The 18,245-nt window shown below is 68.9% G+C and carries 16 protein-coding genes and 1 tRNA gene; 12 read left to right on the top strand and 5 right to left on the bottom strand.

All coding sequences use genetic code 11. The annotated features are described in order from the left end of the window. Window positions 1-16: 16 nt before the first annotated feature. Window positions 17-1,051 carry an LLM class flavin-dependent oxidoreductase gene (locus B7438_RS02090; RefSeq protein WP_085367692.1) on the bottom strand — a complete coding sequence of 345 codons (1,035 nt, stop codon included), beginning with the start codon at window positions 1,049-1,051 and terminating at the stop codon, window positions 17-19. A gap of 52 nt (window positions 1,052-1,103) precedes the next feature. Here B7438_RS02090 and B7438_RS02085 point away from each other — a divergent pair, with 52 nt between their 5' ends. Continuing rightward, window positions 1,104-1,913, top strand: coding sequence for an MBL fold metallo-hydrolase (locus B7438_RS02085; RefSeq protein ID WP_179150699.1), 810 nt, complete (start codon window positions 1,104-1,106; stop codon window positions 1,911-1,913). A gap of 8 nt (window positions 1,914-1,921) precedes the next feature. On the opposite strand, the gene trxA is transcribed toward B7438_RS02085, so the two are convergent. Then, window positions 1,922-2,248, bottom strand: coding sequence for a thioredoxin (gene trxA / locus B7438_RS02080; RefSeq protein ID WP_085367690.1), 327 nt, complete (start codon window positions 2,246-2,248; stop codon window positions 1,922-1,924). A gap of 68 nt (window positions 2,249-2,316) precedes the next feature. On the opposite strand from trxA, the gene B7438_RS02075 reads away from it, so the two are divergent. Then, a complete protein-coding gene (locus tag B7438_RS02075; protein ID WP_085367689.1) occupies window positions 2,317-2,817 on the top strand; it encodes an FBP domain-containing protein in 501 nt (166 codons plus the stop codon). Window positions 2,818-2,921: 104 nt separating this feature from the next. Here B7438_RS02075 and B7438_RS02070 read toward each other — a convergent pair whose 3' ends face one another. Continuing rightward, entirely contained in the window at window positions 2,922-4,925 is a 2,004-nt protein-coding gene (locus B7438_RS02070) for a cell wall-binding repeat-containing protein (protein WP_143465541.1), read from the bottom strand. A 127-nt stretch (window positions 4,926-5,052) separates the two neighbouring features. Next, window positions 5,053-5,135, bottom strand: a tRNA-Leu gene (locus B7438_RS02060). Between the two features lie 38 nt (window positions 5,136-5,173). Between B7438_RS02060 and B7438_RS02055 the strand changes: the two genes are divergently transcribed. Further along, complete coding sequence (locus B7438_RS02055; protein ID WP_055894059.1) at window positions 5,174-5,779, top strand: ANTAR domain-containing response regulator; 606 nt, start codon at window positions 5,174-5,176, stop codon at window positions 5,777-5,779. Window positions 5,780-5,858: 79 nt separating this feature from the next. On the opposite strand, the gene B7438_RS02050 is transcribed toward B7438_RS02055, so the two are convergent. Continuing rightward, window positions 5,859-6,263: a hotdog fold thioesterase gene (locus tag B7438_RS02050; protein WP_085367686.1), complete on the bottom strand. Its 405-nt coding sequence runs from the start codon at window positions 6,261-6,263 to the stop codon at window positions 5,859-5,861. Window positions 6,264-6,330: 67 nt separating this feature from the next. Here B7438_RS02050 and polA point away from each other — a divergent pair, with 67 nt between their 5' ends. The 9 genes from polA to B7438_RS02005 form a co-directional block, all read left to right on the top strand. Continuing rightward, window positions 6,331-9,003: a DNA polymerase I gene (polA, locus tag B7438_RS02045; protein WP_085367685.1), complete on the top strand. Its 2,673-nt coding sequence runs from the start codon at window positions 6,331-6,333 to the stop codon at window positions 9,001-9,003. A 147-nt stretch (window positions 9,004-9,150) separates the two neighbouring features. Next, on the top strand, window positions 9,151-10,821 hold the full coding sequence (locus tag B7438_RS02040; RefSeq protein WP_085367684.1) for a DUF885 domain-containing protein: 1,671 nt from the start codon (window positions 9,151-9,153) through the stop codon (window positions 10,819-10,821). A 7-nt stretch (window positions 10,822-10,828) separates the two neighbouring features. Continuing rightward, window positions 10,829-11,458 carry a DUF4166 domain-containing protein gene (locus B7438_RS02035; protein ID WP_085367683.1) on the top strand — a complete coding sequence of 210 codons (630 nt, stop codon included), beginning with the start codon at window positions 10,829-10,831 and terminating at the stop codon, window positions 11,456-11,458. Continuing rightward, window positions 11,455-12,438: an epimerase gene (locus B7438_RS02030; protein WP_085367682.1), complete on the top strand. Its 984-nt coding sequence runs from the start codon at window positions 11,455-11,457 to the stop codon at window positions 12,436-12,438. Before B7438_RS02035 ends, B7438_RS02030 begins: the two co-directional genes overlap by 4 nt. A 108-nt stretch (window positions 12,439-12,546) precedes the next feature. Continuing rightward, window positions 12,547-14,001, top strand: a complete 1,455-nt coding sequence (rpsA, locus tag B7438_RS02025) for a 30S ribosomal protein S1 (RefSeq protein WP_085367681.1) — start codon at window positions 12,547-12,549, stop codon at window positions 13,999-14,001. A gap of 96 nt (window positions 14,002-14,097) precedes the next feature. After that, a complete protein-coding gene (coaE, locus tag B7438_RS02020) occupies window positions 14,098-14,694 on the top strand; it encodes a dephospho-CoA kinase (protein WP_085367680.1) in 597 nt (198 codons plus the stop codon). 62 nt (window positions 14,695-14,756) lie between these two features. Beyond that, the gene (uvrB, locus tag B7438_RS02015) at window positions 14,757-16,823 is read left to right on the top strand and encodes an excinuclease ABC subunit UvrB (protein ID WP_085367679.1); all 2,067 of its coding nucleotides are present in this window, start codon (window positions 14,757-14,759) and stop codon (window positions 16,821-16,823) included. 70 nt (window positions 16,824-16,893) lie between these two features. Beyond that, the gene (locus B7438_RS02010) at window positions 16,894-17,613 is read left to right on the top strand and encodes a DUF4129 domain-containing protein (RefSeq protein ID WP_256921833.1); all 720 of its coding nucleotides are present in this window, start codon (window positions 16,894-16,896) and stop codon (window positions 17,611-17,613) included. Then, on the top strand, window positions 17,610-18,245 hold a 636-nt coding region (locus B7438_RS02005; RefSeq protein WP_085367677.1), incomplete at its 3' end, for a hypothetical protein. The genes B7438_RS02010 and B7438_RS02005, both read left to right, overlap by 4 nt.

Genomic DNA, 18,245 nt, shown 5'->3' with positions numbered 1-18,245 from the left:
GCTCATCGCCACCCGCTCATCGCCAGCCGGCCGCCGGCGCGATGTCCCGCACGATCGACTCCAGGATGCGCGCGTTGAACTCGACGCCCAGCTGGTTCGGCACCGTCACCAGCACCGTGTCCGCCGCCTGCACGGCCTCGTCCGCTGCGAGCTCGGCCGCGATCACGTCCGGTTCACCGACGAAGCTGCGGCCGAACCGGGCGAGTCCTCCGTCGAGGTGGCCGACCTGGTCGCTCGACTCCGCCACGGCGCTCGCGCCGAAGTAGCGGCGGGTCTCGTCGTCGATGATCGGGATGATGCTGCGGCTGACCGAGACGCGGGGCTCGCGCTCGTGACCTGCCTCGCGCCAGGCATCCCGGAACATCCGGATCTGCTCGGCCTGCAGCTGGTCGAACGGCACCCCGGTGTCTTCCGTGAGCAGGGTGGAGCTCATCAGGTTCATGCCCTGCTCGGCCGTCCACACCGCCGTGGCGCGGCTGCCGGCACCCCACCAGATGCGCTCGTCCAGGCCGGGAGAGCGCGGCTCGATGGCGAGCGGCTGCGAAACGCCGGTCATCTGCGGGTTGGACATCGCGATCCCGGCCCCGGCGATCGCGGCGCGGAACACCTCGGTGTGGCGGCGCGCCATGTCGGCGTCGGACTCGTCCTCCGCCGGCACGTAGCCGAACGACTCGTAGCCGTGCAGCGCCGTCTCCGGTGACCCCCTGCTGATGCCGAGCTGCAGTCTCCCGCCGCTGATCAGGTCGGCCGCCGCTGCGGACTCCGCGGCGTAGAGCGGGTTCTCGTAGCGCATGTCGATCACGCCCGTGCCGATCTCGATGGTGCTCGTGCGGGCGCCGATCGCCGCGAGCAGCGGGAACGGAGACGCCAGCTGCCTGGCGAAGTGGTGCACGCGCACGTACGCGCCGTCGACGCCGACCTCCTCGGCGGCGACCGCCAGCTCGATGGTCTGCTGCAGAGCGTCCGCCGCCGTGCGCGACACAGAGCCGGGGATCGGCTGCCAGTGGCCGAAGGAGAGGAATCCGATGCGTTTCACAGTGAACACAATCATGCCCCCGATCCGGGTATTCCGCAGGTCGCCTGCTGCGGCGTATCGTCGCAGGGTGGTCGACTGGTTGTGCGCTGCGTGCGCCGTGGAGTTCCCCGCGGGAGACGAACCTCCCGCTTCGTGCCCGATCTGCGAGGACGAGCGGCAGTACGTGCCGCCTGGCGGGCAGGAGTGGACGTCGCTGCAGGCGCTGCAGCGTGCGGGGGAGCGGGTGACCGTCACCGAGCTCGAGCCCGACCTGTACGCGCTGCGGTCCGAGCCCAAGATCGGCATCGGGCAGCAGAGCATGCTGCTGCGCACGCCCGAGGGCAACCTGCTCTGGGACCCGACGGGCTACGTCGACGAAGCGGCGGCCGCTGCCGTGCAAGATCTCGGCGGCGTCGCGGTCATCGCCACCAGTCACCCGCACATGTTCGGTGCGCAGACCTCCTGGTCCAGGATGCTCGGCGACCCGCCCGTGCTGGTTCACACCGCGGACCGCGACTGGGTGCAGCGGGACGAGCCGAGCATCCGGACCTGGAGCGGAGACGAGGAGGTGCTGCCAGGCGTGACGCTGCGCACGATCGGCGGCCATTTCCCCGGCAGCGCGATCGTGCACTGGGACCGCGGGGTGGTGCTCGCGGGCGACACGGTGTTCCCCGGTCCGTCGCAGCGCTGGGTGACGTTCATGCGCAGCTTCCCGAATGCGATCCCGCTGTCGGCCGCCGTCGTGCGGCGGACGGCCGACAGGGTCTGCGAACGGCCGTTCGACCGGCTGTACGGCAACCTGGGCAATGTGGTGCCCGTGGATGCGCGCGCGGCGGTGCTGCGCTCGGCCGAGCGCTACATCGGCTGGGTGAGCGGCGCGTTCGACGACCTCACCTGAGCGGAGACCTACGCCAGATAGGGGGCCAGTTCGAACTCGAGCGCCGGCTTCGGTTTCGCGCCGACGATGGTCTTCACCACCTCGCCGTTCTGGAAGACCTTCATCACCGGCAGCGACATCGCACGGTAGGTGGCCGAGGCCTGCGGGTTGTCGTCCGCGTTGATCTTCACGATGCTGATGCGGTCCGCGTGCTCGTCGGCGAGCTGTTCCAGGATGGGGCCGAGCGCGCGGCATGGGCCGCACCACTCCGCCCAGAACTCGACGATGGTGGTTCCGGATGCGGCGAGCACGGCCTCCGGGAATGTGGCGTCTGTGACGGCGTTGAGTGTTGTCATGCGGCGAGGCTAGACCGTGACCTCTGGGTCAGGGTCAAGCTGTGCGAGCATGGAATCCGGAGGTGCGCATGGAGACACTGACCCAGGAGCAGATCCGGGAGTCGTTCGTCAACTGTTCGAGGAGCGAGGCGGCCGAGCTGCCGTTGCCGCCCGGCATGCACGAGGTGGACTGGTCGAGGCGGGAGTACCTCGGCTGGCGCGACCCGCGCATCCCGCAGCGCGGCTATGTGGTGGTGCCGACCGAGAACGGCCCGGTGGGCATCGTGCTGCGCGCCTCCGACGCGTCGATGCGGTCGCACGCGCCGTCGATGTGCGGCTGGTGCCAGGATGTGCACGCCACCCGCGACGTGTACCTCTACGTGGCCAGGAGGGCCGGGCAGGCCGGTCGCAACGGCGACACGGTGGGCACGATGCTGTGCGGCGGCTTCGAGTGCAGCGAGAACGTGCGGAGGACGCCGCCTCCCGCGTACGTCGGGTTCGACGCCGACACGGTGGTCGCCGACAGGATCGCCGGGCTCGCCGAGCGGGCACGGCGCTTCGCGGCCACGGTCGTCGGCGCGCGCATCTAGCCGCGGCCGGGATCGCGGACGCCGGGCACGGAAACGCCGGACCCTGGCGCGCCGCCCGGAACATCCGGATGCGCGCTCAGAGCCCGGCGTGACCGGACGGAGCCCTACTTCACCACGTAGCCGTTCAGCGCGGCGGCGACCGAGGCGCTGACGGCAGCCGAACCGCCGAGGATGACGATCTTCTTCGGCTTCAGGCGGGTCAGCTCAGCGGCGATCGACTGCGGGATGGCCGTCGACTGGGTGAGCAGCACCGGCGCGTTCGCGATGCCGGCGACCGGAGCCCCGGAGAGCGCGTCGGGGAAGTTCGTCCCGACCGCGATGTACGCGGCGGCGACGCCGGGCGCGAAGTTCGCCTGGGACACCTTCGCGCTGGTGATGTACCGATCGTCCCCGGAGATGCGCGTGACGGAGCCGGACGTGTACGACTTCAGCGCCGCCTCGACGGACGTGTTGATCGCGTCCGTCCCTCCGAGCACCACGATCTTGCCCGGACGCAGCCGCTGCAGTTCGCCGGCGACACTGGGCGGGATGCTCACACTCGTGACGAGCAGGAGCGGCCCGCTGTGCGCGGAGCCCGCCGCGACGGAGGCGCCGGTGAGGGCATCCGGGAAGTTCATCCCTGTCGCGATGTACGCGACGGACGGGTTCGCCCCGAAGGCGCTCTTCGACACGGCGACGCTGGTCTCGAACCGGTCGGAGCCCGCCAGCCTGGTCACCCCGCCGGACGTGTATGCGCGGAGCGCGGACACGGTGCCGTCCGAGATCGCCGTCGGACCGCCGAGCACCACGATGCGTGCGGGTCTCAGGCGTTTGAGCTCCGTCGCGATCACGTCGGGGACGCCGTACGGCTGCACGAGCAGCACGGGCCCGCGTTGTTTACCGGCGGCCGGGCCGCCGGCCAACGCGTCCGCATAGTTGTATCCGGACGCCACGTACGCCACGGGGACGCCGGGGGAGAAGGTGGACGATAATGCAGCGCTCGTGCCGAATGCGTCGGCGCCGGCGAGACGGTTGCCGAGGGCGAACGCCTGCAGGTCCTTCAGCGAGCCGTTGAACACATCCTGGTCTCCGGGGAACGGCCCGACGCCGTTCGCGAACTGCCAGATCGTGTACGAGCCCCATCCCGGCGGAAGCGGAGGGGTGCTGATGTTGGAGTAGTTGGCGACGAACAGCGGGTATGCGCCGAAGGCCGCGCTCCCGCCGGTGCACAGGTTCCACCAGTTGGTGTTCGTGTAGATGGCGGGCGCGATGCCGGTCATCGCCGTGACGGTGTTCACGAAGTCGGCGACCCAGGCGACCATCTGCGGAGCGCTCAGGCCCCAGCAGGTGTTGCTGCCGCCGTACGGGTTGAACTCGATGTCGAGCAGCGGGGGCAGGGTCCGGCCGTCCGCCGACCAGCCTCCGCCGTTCTGCACGAAGAAGCGCGCCTGCGCGGCGCCCGACGAGGTGTTCGGCGTGGCGAAGTGGTAGGCGCCGCGGATGATGCCGACGTTGTACGCGCCGCTGTACTGCGTTGAGAACTGACTGCTCTTGTAGTCGAGGTCCTCCGTCGCCTTAATGTACGCGAAGCGTCCGCCGTCCGCCCAGACCTGGTTCCAGTTGATGTTGGTCTGCCAGCCGCTGACGTCCAGACCGCGGACGCCGGGCGGGAACGTGGTGGCCGCAGCGCTGAACGTGCGCGCCTGGCTTCCCGCATCGTTGCCCGCTGCCGCGTCGGCGGCAGCACCGCTGAGCGAGAACGTCGAACCCATCGAGTGGTTGCGGGCGGCGTTCATCTCCGCGAGGGCGGGATCGGCCGCCACGGTCGAACCGGGCGCTGCTGCGGTGGGCGCGGGCGCTGCGGGCGCGCTCGCATCCGAGGCTGCGGCCGGTGGAGTGGCGGGTGCCGCATCCGGTGTGGGTGTCGTCGTCGGCTGCGCGGTCGGAGCAGCGGTGGGCGCCGCCTCCGAACCGGAAGCAGGTGCCGCAGGCGACGTGGATGTCGTGGACGGTGACGGCGACGGCTCTTGCGCCGCCGTGGCGGGGAGCTGAGCTCCAGCCACGACGAGACCGACCGTCGTCACGAGTGTGAAGGTCGTGGCAAGGCCGACCCTGAGCCTGGAACGCATGGTTGTTTCTCCCCTGACCGCCTGTCGGTGCGGTCCCAGGCAGACTAGTTGAGGTTCGGCCGATGCACAGCCCTACGCGCGGGCTGTCCCCACATCCGGGGGTGCGTTTCCGGGGGCCAGGTCATTGTGCCGGTGGTGGGACTCGAACCCACACGCCCTCTCGGACAAAGCATTTTGAGTGCTCCGCGTCTGCCATTCCGCCACACCGGCGCACAACAACACCTGAACAATACCGTAGGCTTTTGTCCGTGACTGACCAGGAAGCTACACCCACCGCACCACGGCGCGTCGTCGTCGCCGAAGACGAATCCCTCATCCGGCTCGACATCGTCGAGATCCTCCGTGACAACGGATTCGAGGTCGTCGGAGAGGCCGGAGACGGCGAGACCGCCGTCGCGCTGGCCACCGAGCTGCGTCCCGACCTGGTGATCATGGACGTCAAGATGCCCCAGCTCGACGGCATCTCCGCGGCCGAGCGCCTCTCGAAGGGCCACATCGCCCCCGTCGTCCTCCTCACCGCGTTCAGCCAGAAGGAGCTCGTGGAGCGCGCGACGGAGGCGGGAGCCCTCGCATATGTCGTCAAGCCGTTCACGCCGAACGACCTGCTGCCCGCCATCGAGATCGCTCTCGCGCGCTACGCCCAGATCATCGCCCTCGAAGCCGAGGTGTCCGACATGGTCGAGCGCTTCGAGACCCGCAAGCTCGTCGACCGCGCGAAGGGCCTCCTCAACGAGAAGATGGGCCTCACTGAGCCCGAGGCGTTCCGCTGGATCCAGAAGGCGTCGATGGACCGCCGCCTCACCATGCACGATGTCGCCCAGGCGATCATCGAGCAGCTCGCTCCGAAGAAGTAGAGCAGAGCCCAGAACGTTCAGAAGCGCGGCCCGGAACATCCGGGGCCGCGCTTCTGTGTTTGTGTGGGGGGTCCTGGCGTCAGCGATCCTTGATCAGGTTCGTGATCCGAATGGTCGAGCAGCGGCGGCCCTGCTCGTCGGTGACCGCGATCTCGTGCGTCGTCAGCGTGCGCCCCAGGTGGATGGGGGTGCACACGCCCGTCACATAGCCGCTCGTGGCCGAGCGGGTGTGCGTCGCGTTGATCTCGATGCCCACCGCGAGCCGGTCGGCGCCGGCGTGCAGGTTGGCGGACATCGAGCCGAGGGACTCGCCGAGCACCACGTACGCCCCGCCGTGCAGGAGGTCGGCCGGCTGCTGGTTGCCCTCGACGGGCATCCTGGCCACGGCCCGTTCGATGGTGAATTCGAGGATCTCGATCCCCATCTTCTCGGCCAGTTTGCCGAGTCCCCTCTGGTTCACGTATGCGAGCGCGTCCTCGGTCATCGGCGGCCTTTCTCACCTTCGTCTGTCCGGTCGTCTGGGTGTCACAGGTGCCTTGTAGGCTGTCCTGGTGTCAGACTCCGAAAAGCCTACCCTCCTGATCATCGACGGCCATTCGCTGGCATTCCGCGCCTTCTACGCGCTCCCGGTGGACAGCTTCGTCAACCGCGAAGGCCAGCACACGAACGCCATCCACGGCTTCATCGCGATGCTCATCAACCTGCTCTCCCAGCAGCGTCCGACCCACATCGCCGTGGCGTTCGACATCTCGCGATACTCCTTCCGCACACGGGAGTACCCGGAGTACAAGGGCACCCGCGGCGAGACCCCGTCCGAGTTCGTCGGGCAGATCCCGCTGCTCGAAGAGGCGCTGCACGCGATGAACATCACGACCATCGCCAAGGAGGACTACGAGGCCGACGACATCCTGGCCACGCTCTCCGCGCAGGGGGCCGAGCAGGGATACCGGGTGCTCATCGTGTCCGGCGACCGCGACACCATCCAGCTGGTCAACGACGACGTCACGCTGCTCTACCCGAATGTTCGCGGCGTCTCGGAGCTGAAGGTCTACGACCCCGCCGCCGTGCGCGAGCGCTACGGCATCGAGCCGCACCAGTATCCGGAGATCGCCGCTCTCGTCGGCGAGACCAGCGACAACCTCATCGGCATCGACAAGGTGGGGGAGAAGACGGCGGTCAAGTGGGTGCAGCAGTACGGCACCGTCGAGAACCTCCTCGCCCACGCCGACGAGATCAAGGGCGTCGTCGGGCAGAACCTGCGCGACCAGCAGGAGAACGCGCTCCGCAACCGCCGCCTCAACAAGCTGCTGACCGACGTCGACCTGCCCGTCGGCCCCGCCGACCTCGAGCGCCGCCCGCTCAACGAGAACGCCGTGCGCGACATCTTCGCCAAGCTGCAGTTCAAGACCCTGCTCGACCGGCTGCTCAAGACCGCGGCGGAGGAGGGCCAGCTGGACGGCGCATCCGGAGCGAGCGCGGCGATCGAGACCGGCGCCATCGCCATCCCGCCGGTGCGCACGATGGTCGACGAGGAGCTCGCGAACTGGCTCGCCAAGGCGTCGGCGGACGGCAACGCCGTGGGCGTGCAGGTCGAGCTCGGCCCGGCCGGCGTCACCGGATTCGGTCTCGCCGCCGACGACGACACGGTGTACGTGCCGTGGGCGGCCGGCCGCAAGGACTACGACGCCCTCGAGGAGTGGTTCGCGAGCAGCGCGCCCAAGTATTTCTTCCGCGCCAAGCCGCAGTTCAAGGCGATGAGCCGCGCCGGGCTGATCGTGGACGGGCTCGCCTTCGACACGAGCATCGCATCCTGGCTGGTGCGTCCGGGCGCTGCTGCCCAGTCGCTCGCCGAGCAGGTGTACGAGGTGCTCGGCGAGACGCTGCCGGTGTCCGACCCCAACCAGCTGGTCGCGCTCACGGATGCGGTGAGCCCGGCGACCGAGGCCTGGTACATGCGGAGGGTCGCCGAGGCGCAGATGATCGCGCTCGACGACGGCACGCGTGCCGTGCTCGACGACATCGAGCTGCCGCTCGTCGCCGTGCTCGCCGAGATGGAGCTCACCGGTGTCAGCATCGACAGCGAGGTGCTCGCGCGTCTCCGCGGCGAGCTGACAGACAAAGCCAACGACTACGCCGCCCGCGCATACGCGGAGATCGGGCGCGAGGTCAACCTGGGTTCGCCCAAGCAGCTGCAGCAGGTGCTCTTCGACGACCTGCAGATGCCGAAGACGCGCTCCACCAAGACCGGATACTCCACCGACGCCGCGTCTCTGGCCGACCTGCAGGAGAAGAACCCGCACCCCTTCCTCGGCTTGCTGCTGCAGCACCGGGATGCGACGAAGCTCAAGCAGATCGTCGAGACGCTCGAGCGCGCCGTCGAGCCGGATGGGCGCATCCACACCACCTACGACCAGACCGGCACGAGCACCGGCCGCATCTCGTCCAACGACCCCAACCTGCAGAACATCCCGGTCCGCACCGAGGAGGGCAGGGAGATCCGCTCCGCCATCCGCAGCGGCGAGGGGTTCGAGACGCTGCTGACCGCCGACTACTCGCAGATCGAGATGCGCATCATGGCGCACCTCTCCGAAGATCCCGGCCTCATCGAAGCGTTCAACGCCGGGGAAGACCTGCACCGGTTCGTCGGCGCCCGCATCTTCGGCGTCGCGCCGGAGGAAGTCACCTCCACGATGCGGTCGAAGGTCAAGGCGATGTCGTACGGCCTCGCATACGGGCTGAGCGCGTTCGGGCTGTCGAAGCAGCTGCGCATCGAGACGGCCGAGGCGCGCCAGCTGATGACGGACTACTTCGAGCGGTTCGGCAACGTGCGCGACTACCTGCGCAACGTCGTCGAGCAGGCCCGCGTCGACGGATACACCGAGACGATCTTCGGACGCCGCCGCCCGTTCGCCGACCTCACGAGCACCAACAGGGTGCTGCGCGAGAACGCGGAGCGCGCTGCGCTGAACGCGCCCATCCAGGGCTCGGCTGCCGACGTCATGAAGATCGCGATGCTCGGCATCGCAGGCGACCTGATCGACCAGAAGCTCGAATCCCGGATGCTGCTGCAGGTGCACGACGAACTGATCTTCGAGGTCGCGAGCGGCGAGTGGGACGCGCTGGAGGGCATCGTCCGCAACCGGATGGCGCACGCCGCCGACCTCCGCGTGCCGCTCGATGTGCAGGTCGGCCGCGGTCCCAACTGGGACGCGGCGGCCCACTGACCCTGCGGCTCCCGCCCCTCCTGCCCGCCTCCGGCGGCCCGGCGAGATGCCAGTAACTGTCGCGAATCCCGGGCGTTTCGCGACAGTTCCTGGCATCTCGCGGATCGGGCATGGTGAGGAGGCGGGGTGCCGCAATAGGGTCGAGGTATGACAGAAGAGAACCGCACACCCACTCCGGTCGACACGATCGCCGAGGAGTGGGTGGACACCCAGCTCGAGTTGTATCCGGAGTTCCACGTCTGGCTCGGCCGCCCAGGCCGGGAGGGCGAGTACGCCGACTATTCGCCGGCCGGTGCCGAGCAGGCCGTCGGCAAAGTCAGGGAGACCCTGGCCAAGATCCAGGCCGCCGAGCCCGTCGACGACATCGACAGGGTCACCAAGATGGACCTCACCCGCGACCTGCAGCTCACCGTCGAGAAGCACGAGGCCGGTTTCAACCAGCGCGACCTCAACGTGATCGCCTCTCCGGCTCAGGAGCTGCGCGACATCTTCGACCTCGTCCCCACCGACACGGAAGACGACTGGGCCAACATCGCGAAGCGACTGCACAACCTGCCCGCCGCGATGGACGGCTACATCGAGACCCTGCGCAGCGGGATCGCGAGCGGGAACGTCCCGGCCATCCGGCAGGTGCGCGAGGTGCTCGCGCAGGCGAACAAGCAGGTGGCGGACACCGGCTTCTTCTTCGAGTTCACCGAGGGTGCGAAGGCCGGAGACGCCGAGCTTCCCGCATCCCTCTCCGCCGATCTGGCAGCGGGCGCGAAGGAGTCGGCGGCCGCGTACGCGAAGCTGGCCGGCTTCCTGAAAGACGAGCTCGCGCAGCACGCCCCCGAGAAGGATGCGGTGGGCCGCGAGCTCTACGCCCTCGCCTCGCGCAGCTTCCTCGGCGCCACGGTCGACCTCGACGAGACCTACGAGTGGGGCATCGAGGAACTCGCCCGCATGGTCGCGGAGCAGGAGTCGATCGCGCGCGAGATCAAGCCGGGAGCGACCGTCGCGGAGGCCATCGAGTTCCTCGACGGCGACGCCAGCCGCAAACTGCACGGCACGGACGCCCTGCAGCGCTGGATGCAGGAGACCAGCGACCGCGCCATCGAGGAGCTCGGCACGTCGCACTTCGACATCCCCACCGAGATCCGCAGGCTCGAGTGCATGATCGCGCCGACCCAGGAAGGCGGCATCTACTACACCGGCCCGAGCGACGACTTCGCCCGCGCCGGCCGGATGTGGTGGAGCGTCCCGGAGGGCGTCACCGAGTTCGACACCTGGCGCGAGCTGACCACGGTCTACCACGAGGGCGTCCCAGGCCACCACCTCCAGATCGCGCAGGCCACCTACAACAAGGCGCAGCTCAACTCCTGGCGCCGCATCGCGGGCACCTCGGGCCACGCGGAGGGCTGGGCCCTGTACGCGGAGCGCCTGATGGAGCAGCTCGGCTACCTCGACGACCCGGCCGACAGGCTCGGGATGCTCGACGGCCAGCGGATGCGCGCCGCCCGCGTCGTGCTCGACATCGGCGTGCACCTCGAGAAGCAGCTGCCGGACGGCTCGGGCCCGTGGACGGGGGAGTACGCCTTCCAGTTCCTCGGCGAGAACGTCAACATGAACGACGGCTTCGTGCGCTTCGAGGTGAACCGCTACCTCGGCTGGCCCGGCCAGGCGCCGTCGTACAAGATCGGTCAGCGCATCTGGGAGCAGCTGCGCGACGAGTACGCGCGTCGCGAGGGGGCGTCCTTCGACATCAAGGCGTTCCACAAGAAGGCGCTCGACATCGGCGGTGTCGGCCTCGACACCCTGAAGTCGGCCCTGCTCGACTGAGCACCGGATGGCGACCTCGCCGTACCGGGTCGTCCTCGGTGACGCCTTCGACGGCCTGCATCCGCGGCTGAAGGCGTACTTCGACGGCATCCCGGAGGGTGGTCACGGCTTCGGCCGGGGCGTGTTCGACACGGTCGGCACGCCCCGGCGCTGGCTGTGGCCGGCCCTGGCGGTGCTCGCCAGGGCGCACGTCGTGTTCCCCGTGTGGGAGCACGACGTGGCATTCACGGTGTGGAACGCGCCCGGCGTGACGGCCGGCGGCGTCCCGTCCGTGCGAGCGACGCGGGTCTTCCTGCTCGCCTCCGGGCGACGCGCGATGGTCGACGAGATCACCGTCGACGGCGGCGTCATCGTGGACACGCTCGGCCGACCCGCCCGCGTGTCGGCGCACTTCGCCGCCGCCGTGATCGACGGCGGGCTGACGCTCACGTCCACCAGAGTGGCGTTCCTGCTCGGGAGGGCGCGCATCCCGGTGCCGCGGCTGCTTGCTCCGCGGGTGCAGCTCACCGAGCGCTACGACGACGAACGGGATGCACAGCTCGTCTCGATCAGGCTCGACCTGCCGGGCGTCGGTAGGCTCTACGAATACGCGGGGACGTTCCGCTATCAGATCGAACAGGGGGAGCGGGACGCGTGAGCCACCGCATCGTCATCGCCGGGGCATCCGGTTTCATCGGCCAGTACCTGACGGAGGCTTTCCGCGCATCCGGGGCCGTCGTGCAGACCATCGGACGCAGAGGCGCTGATGCCACCTGGGCCGACCAGGACAGCATCCGGCGGGTGGTGGACGGCGCCGACCTGGTCGTCAACCTGGCCGGCAAGAGCGTCAACTGCCGCTACACGGACGCCAACCGCGCCGAGGTGTTCCGCTCCCGGCTCGACACCACCAGGGCCATCGGCGACGCGATCGCCGCGAGCGACAGTCCTCCTCCGCTCTGGATCAACTCGTCCACCGCCACCATCTACCGTCACGCGGAGGACCGCGCGATGACCGAGCGCGGCGGTGAACTCGGCACGGGATTCTCGGTGAACGTCGCCACGGCGTGGGAGAGGGCGTTCTTCGAGCGAGACCTGCCGTACACCCGCCGCGTCGCGCTGCGGATGGCCATCGTGCTCGGCGACGGGAGCGCGCTCGCCCCGCTGATCAGGCTCGCGCAGTTCGGGCTCGGCGGCCCGCAGGTCGACGGGCCGTGGTTCGCGACGGCCGCGCGCAGGAATGCCGGCACCTTCCACGAGTTCCGCGCCCGCGGAGGGCAACAGCGGTTCAGCTGGGTGCACATCCGGGACGTGCTGGGTGTCATCGAGTTCGTGCGCGCGCATCCGGAGCTCGACGGCGTGGTCAACGTGTCGTCGCCGAACCCCACCGACAACCGCACCTTCATGGCCACGCTGCGACGCGTCCTGGGCGTGCCGTTCGGGTTCCCGGCATACCGGTGGATGCTCGAGGTCGGCTCGATCGCGATCCGCACCGAGACCGAACTCGTGCTGAAAAGCCGCTGGGTCGTGCCGGAACGGCTGCTCGAAGCCGGCTACGAATTCGCTCAACCGGACCTCGAGCCGGCACTCGCCGAGATCGTCGCCGCCCGCGGCTTGCCGCCCACCGCTTTACACAGCTAGACTGGACTGTCACATTTGTGGCACCTCTATCCGCCTGCCGTTCGCGGAACAAAACAGAAGCACCATCGCGACCGGCCTGAATTATGTCCATAACGGAGCACTCACTACATGACAACCGCAACGACCGACAAGGCACCCAAGCAGGTCGCCATCAACGACATCGGATCTGCTGAAGACTTTCTTGCCGCGGTCGAAAAGACGCTGAAGTTCTTCAACGACGGAGACCTCATCGAAGGTACCGTCGTCAAGATCGACCGCGACGAGGTCCTCCTCGACGTCGGTTACAAGACCGAGGGTGTCATCCCCTCCCGCGAACTCTCCATCAAGCACGACGTCGACCCCACCGAGGTCGTCGAGGTCGGCGACACCGTCGAGGCGCTCGTTCTCCAGAAGGAGGACAAGGAAGGCCGCCTCATCCTGTCCAAGAAGCGTGCGCAGTACGAGCGCGCGTGGGGCGACGTCGAGAAGATCAAGGAAGCCGATGGCGTTGTCACCGGTACCGTGATCGAGGTCGTCAAGGGTGGACTCATCGTCGACATCGGCCTCCGTGGCTTCCTCCCGGCGTCGCTCATCGAGCTCCGCCGCGTGCGCGACCTCACGCCGTACCTCGGCCAGGAGATCGAGGCGAAGATCCTCGAGCTCGACAAGAACCGCAACAACGTGGTCCTGTCGCGCCGTGCCCTGCTCGAGCAGACCCAGTCCGAGAGCCGCACTACGTTCCTGAACAACCTGCACAAGGGTCAGGTCCGCAAGGGTGTCGTGTCGTCGATCGTCAACTTCGGTGCGTTCGTCGACCTGGGCGGCGTCGACGGTCTCGTCCACGTCTCCGAGCTCTCCTGGAAGCACATCGAGCACGCCTCCGAGGTCGTCGAGGTCGGTCAGGAAGTCACCGTCGAGATCCTCGAGGTCGACCTGGACCGCGAGCGCGTCTCGCTGTCGCTCAAGGCGACGCAGGAGGACCCGTGGCAGGTCTTCGCCCGCACCCACGCGATCGGTCAGGTCGCACCGGGCAAGGTCACCAAGCTGGTTCCGTTCGGTGCGTTCGTGCGCGTCGCAGACGGCATCGAGGGCCTCGTGCACATCTCGGAGCTGTCGGGCAAGCACGTCGAGCTCGCCGAGCAGGTCGTTTCGGTCGGCGACGAGGTCTTCGTCAAGGTCATCGACATCGACCTCGAGCGTCGTCGCATCTCCCTCTCGCTGAAGCAGGCGAACGAGGGCGTCGACCCCGAGGGCACCGAGTTCGACCCGGCGCTGTACGGAATGCTCACGGAGTACGACGACCAGGGCAACTACAAGTACCCTGAGGGCTTCGACCCCGAGACGAACGAGTGGAAGGAAGGCTTCGAGGCCCAGCGCGAGAAGTGGGAGCAGGACTACGCTGCAGCCCAGGCTCGCTGGGAGGCCCACAAGAAGCAGGTCGCCAAGGGTCTCGAAGAGGCCGCAGCCGAGGGCACCGCGTCCACCGGCGGTTCGACCTTCACCTCCGAGTCCACCTCGGGCGGAACGCTGGCCGACGACGAGTCGCTCGCCGCTCTGCGCGAGAAGCTCAGCTCGAACTCCTAAGCGGTTCATCCGGAACGGCCGGTCCCTCACGGGGCCGGCCGTTCCGGCGTTAACGCGAGCGAGCCGGCGGCGGCAGGACGCGGTTAGCATGGTCTGGTGCAGCTGATCGGACTCACCGGCGGGATCGCCTCCGGCAAATCGACCATCGCCCGCCGCCTCGCCGAACACGGGGCCGTCGTCGTCGACGCCGATCGCATCGCGAGGGAGGTGGTCGAGCCCGGCTCCCCGGCGCTCGCGCAGATCGCCGAGACGTTCGGGCCGCAGGTGATCCGCGAGGACGGCAGCCTCGACCGGCCGGCGCTCGGCGCGATCATCTTCGCCGACGAGGATGCGCGGCTGCGGTTGAACGCGATCACCCACCCCGCAGTGCTCGCCCTGTCCACCGAGCGTTTCCGTGCGGCGGGGGAGGCCGATCCGGATGCCGTCGTCGTCTACGACGTGCCCCTGCTGGTCGAGTCGGCCAACGAGTACCCGTTCGATCTGATCGTGGTGGCGCACGCGTCCGCGGACACGCGCATCCGGAGGCTGGTGGAGCTGCGGGGGACGGACGAGGCGGAGGCACGGCGCAGGGTCGGCTCGCAGGCGACCGACGAGGAGCGTCTGGCGGTCGCCGACGTGGTGATCGACACCGACGGCACCCTGGAGCAGACGCTCGCGCAGACCGACGCGCTGTGGGACAGGCTGCGCGGCTGACAGCCGTTCCGCTCAGAGCGCACACCGCCAGGAATGTCGGCGGTCCTTCCTAGACTGGACATATGCAACCCACGCGCGCCGTCCGTCCCTTCGAGGTCGTCAGCGAATACCAGCCGAGCGGTGACCAGCCGCAGGCCATCGCCGAACTCGCCGGTCGCATCAACGCCGGCGAGACCGACGTCGTGCTGCTCGGCGCGACGGGAACAGGCAAGTCGGCCACCACGGCCTGGCTGATCGAGCAGGTGCAGCGTCCGACGCTCGTGCTCGCCCACAACAAGACCCTCGCCGCCCAGCTGGCCAACGAGTTCCGCGAGCTCATGCCCAACAACGCGGTCGAATACTTCGTCTCCTACTACGACTACTACCAGCCGGAGGCGTACGTCCCGCAGACGGACACCTTCATCGAGAAAGACTCCTCGATCAACGCGGAGGTCGAGCGGCTGCGGCACTCCACCACCAACTCGCTGCTCAGCCGTCGCGATGTGGTCGTGGTCTCCACCGTGTCCTGCATCTACGGCCTCGGCGCCGCGGAGGAATACCTCGAGGCGATGGTGGCCCTGCAGGTGGGGGAGAACGTCGGCCGTGACAAGCTCATCCGTCGTTTCGTCGGCATGCAGTACGAGCGCAACGACATCGACTTCTCGCGTGGCAAGTTCCGCGTGCGCGGCGACACCATCGAGATCATCCCGGTCTACGAGGAGAACGCGGTGCGCATCGAGCTCTTCGGCGACGAGATCGAGGCCATCTACACACTGCACCCGCTCACCGGCGAGATCATCTCCAAGGTCGACGCGATCTCGATCTTCCCCGCGACGCACTACGCGGCCAGCCCCGCCACGATGCAGCGCGCCATCGGCACCATCCAGACCGAGCTGCACGACCGGCTGGTCGAGCTGGAGCGCGAGGGCAAGCTGCTCGAAGCGCAGCGACTCAGGATGCGCACCCAGTTCGACATCGAGATGATGGAGCAGATCGGCTTCTGCTCCGGCATCGAGAACTACTCGCGCCACATCGACGGCCGTCAGCCGGGCGAGGCGCCGAACTGTCTGCTCGACTACTTCCCAGACGACTTCCTCGTCGTCATCGACGAGTCGCACGTCACGGTGCCGCAGATCGGCGCGATGTACGAGGGCGACTCCTCGCGCAAGCGCACGCTGGTCGAGCACGGGTTCCGCCTGCCGAGCGCGCTCGACAACCGCCCGCTCAAGTGGAACGAGTTCAAAGACCGCGTCGGCCAGACGGTCTACCTGTCCGCCACGCCCGGCCGCTACGAGATGGGCATCGCCGACGGCGTCGTCGAGCAGATCATCCGCCCGACCGGCCTGGTCGACCCGGAGATCGTCGTGAAGCCCACCAAGGGCCAGATCGACGACCTGCTCGAAGAGATCCGGCTGCGGGTCGAGCGCGACGAGCGCGTCCTGGTCACCACGCTGACCAAGAAGATGGCGGAGGAGCTCACCGACTTCCTCGCCGAGGCGGGCGTGAAGGTCCGCTACCTGCACTCCGACGTCGACACCCTCCGCCGGGTCGAGCTCCTCACCGAGCTGCGCGCGGGCGTCTACGACGTGCTCGTCGGCATCAACCTGCTGCGTGAGGGTCTCGACCTGCCCGAGGTGTCTCTCGTGGCGATCCTGGATGCGGACAAGGAAGGCTTCCTGCGGTCGTCGACCTCGCTCATCCAGACCATCGGCCGCGCGGCGCGCAACGTCTCCGGCCAGGTCCACATGTACGCGGACGTGCTGACCGACTCGATGAAGAACGCCATCGAGGAGACCACGCGCCGCCGCGAGCGGCAGGTCGAGTACAACAGGGTCAACGGCATCGACCCGCAGCCGCTGCGCAAGCGCATCGCCGACATCACCGACGTGCTCGCTCGCGAGGGCGCAGACACGGCAGCGATGCTGGCCGGCCGCGAGGCGAAGAAGAAGAGCCCGACGCCCAACCTCCGCAAGGGCGGCATCGCCGCGCAGGGCGCGAACGAGCTCGAGGCTCTCATCGCCGACCTCAACGGCCAGATGCTCGCCGCCGCCGGAGAACTGAAGTTCGAGCTGGCCGCGCGCCTCCGCGACGAACTCGGCGACCTCAAGCGCGACCTCCGCCAGATGGAGAAGGCCGGCCACCTGGGCTGAGCGGGCCTCGCCTGTCCATCGGGCGACCGGTATACGGTGGCAGGGTGAGCGCGATGACGACGGCGGGGCGATGAAGCGTCATCGGATGCTGCTCGCCTGCTCGGCGCTCGCCCTCATCGCCGTGGTCGCGCTGGCCGTGCAGGGCGCCCCGGTATTCTCCGGGATGCGCTGGATCCCTCCCGCGGAATCCCAGCCCCCGCTCCCGCAGAACCTCACCGGCCCCACCGCCTCCGGGTCTCCGGCTCCGCGCGAGCTGCAGCACGTCACCCGGTTCGACATCTCCTGGTTCGTGGTCGCCGCCGCCGTGATCGTGCTCGTCATCGTCGCAGCCCTCATCTGGCGAGCGGTCCGTCGCCGTCTCACCCTCCCGGAACGGGATGCATTGCCGCTCCTCCCCGACGCCCTCGGCGACGCGGCACCCGAGGATGTGCCCACCCCGGAACCCGTCCAGGTCCGCCGCGGCCTCGACCTGGCCTACGACCGCCTGACCGAACCGCGCGAACCCCGAGACGCCATCGAACGCGCCTGGCTCGGACTCGAAGAGGCGGCCACCGACTCCGGGATGCGCAGACTCCCCGCCGAGACCCCCGGCGAGTTCACCACCCGCGTGGTCGTCCGCGTTGCCACCGACCGGGCTGCCGCGACCACGCTCCTCGACCTCTACCTGCTCGCGCGTTTCAGCGCGGCACCGGTCACGGCCGACGAGGTCGCCCGCGCCCGCTCCGCAGTGGATGCGCTCCGCGCGTCCTGGACCATGGCGCCCCGCAGCGCGGCAGGAGGCCCGCGGTGACCGGGGACGAGCGCGCCGCCGCCGAGCACCTCGCGCCCGCGCGCGCCCCGAGCAGGCGTCTCCTGTTCTCTGCCGGTTTCCGCTGGCGCATCGCCGGGTGCATCCTGCTCGCGGCAGTCGCTGGCTTCGTCGCCTGGTTCTTCGGCCTCGACCCCGAGCACTCCATCGGTCTGGCTGCGATCATCCTCGCCGCCGGTGCCTGCGCGACGGTTCTTGGAGAGCAGGCAGGAGTCGACTGGCTTCCCGACCCCGTGCTCCCGCGCGACGGCGCCCGCCGCGACGTGTCCCAGCTCGGCTGGGCGCTGCACACCCGCGGCGGGGGAGTCGCGCCCGAGGCTGTCCGCCGCCTCCGCTCCGTCACGGCCAGCACCCTCGAACTCCACGGCCTCGACCTCGACAACCCCGCAGACGCCCCCGAGATCGCCCGCCTCCTCGGCCCCGACACGGTCCGCCTCCTCCGCCGCGGCACCGCCGAGTCCCCGAAACCCGCCACCTTCGAGGCGATCGTCACCTCCCTCGCCCGCCTCGCCGAAACACTCATCGGCCCCGTCGACCCCGACAGCGACAGCGACGGCCACGACCACCACAGGGTCGGCAGAGCCGAGCCACACGCAGCATCCACCGCATCCACC

This window comes from Leifsonia sp. NCR5, from assembly GCF_002105485.1.
Taxonomy (GTDB): domain Bacteria; phylum Actinomycetota; class Actinomycetes; order Actinomycetales; family Microbacteriaceae; genus Leifsonia.
Note: the sequence above shows the minus strand (reverse complement) of the source record. Positions and strands in the feature narration are given on the sequence as shown.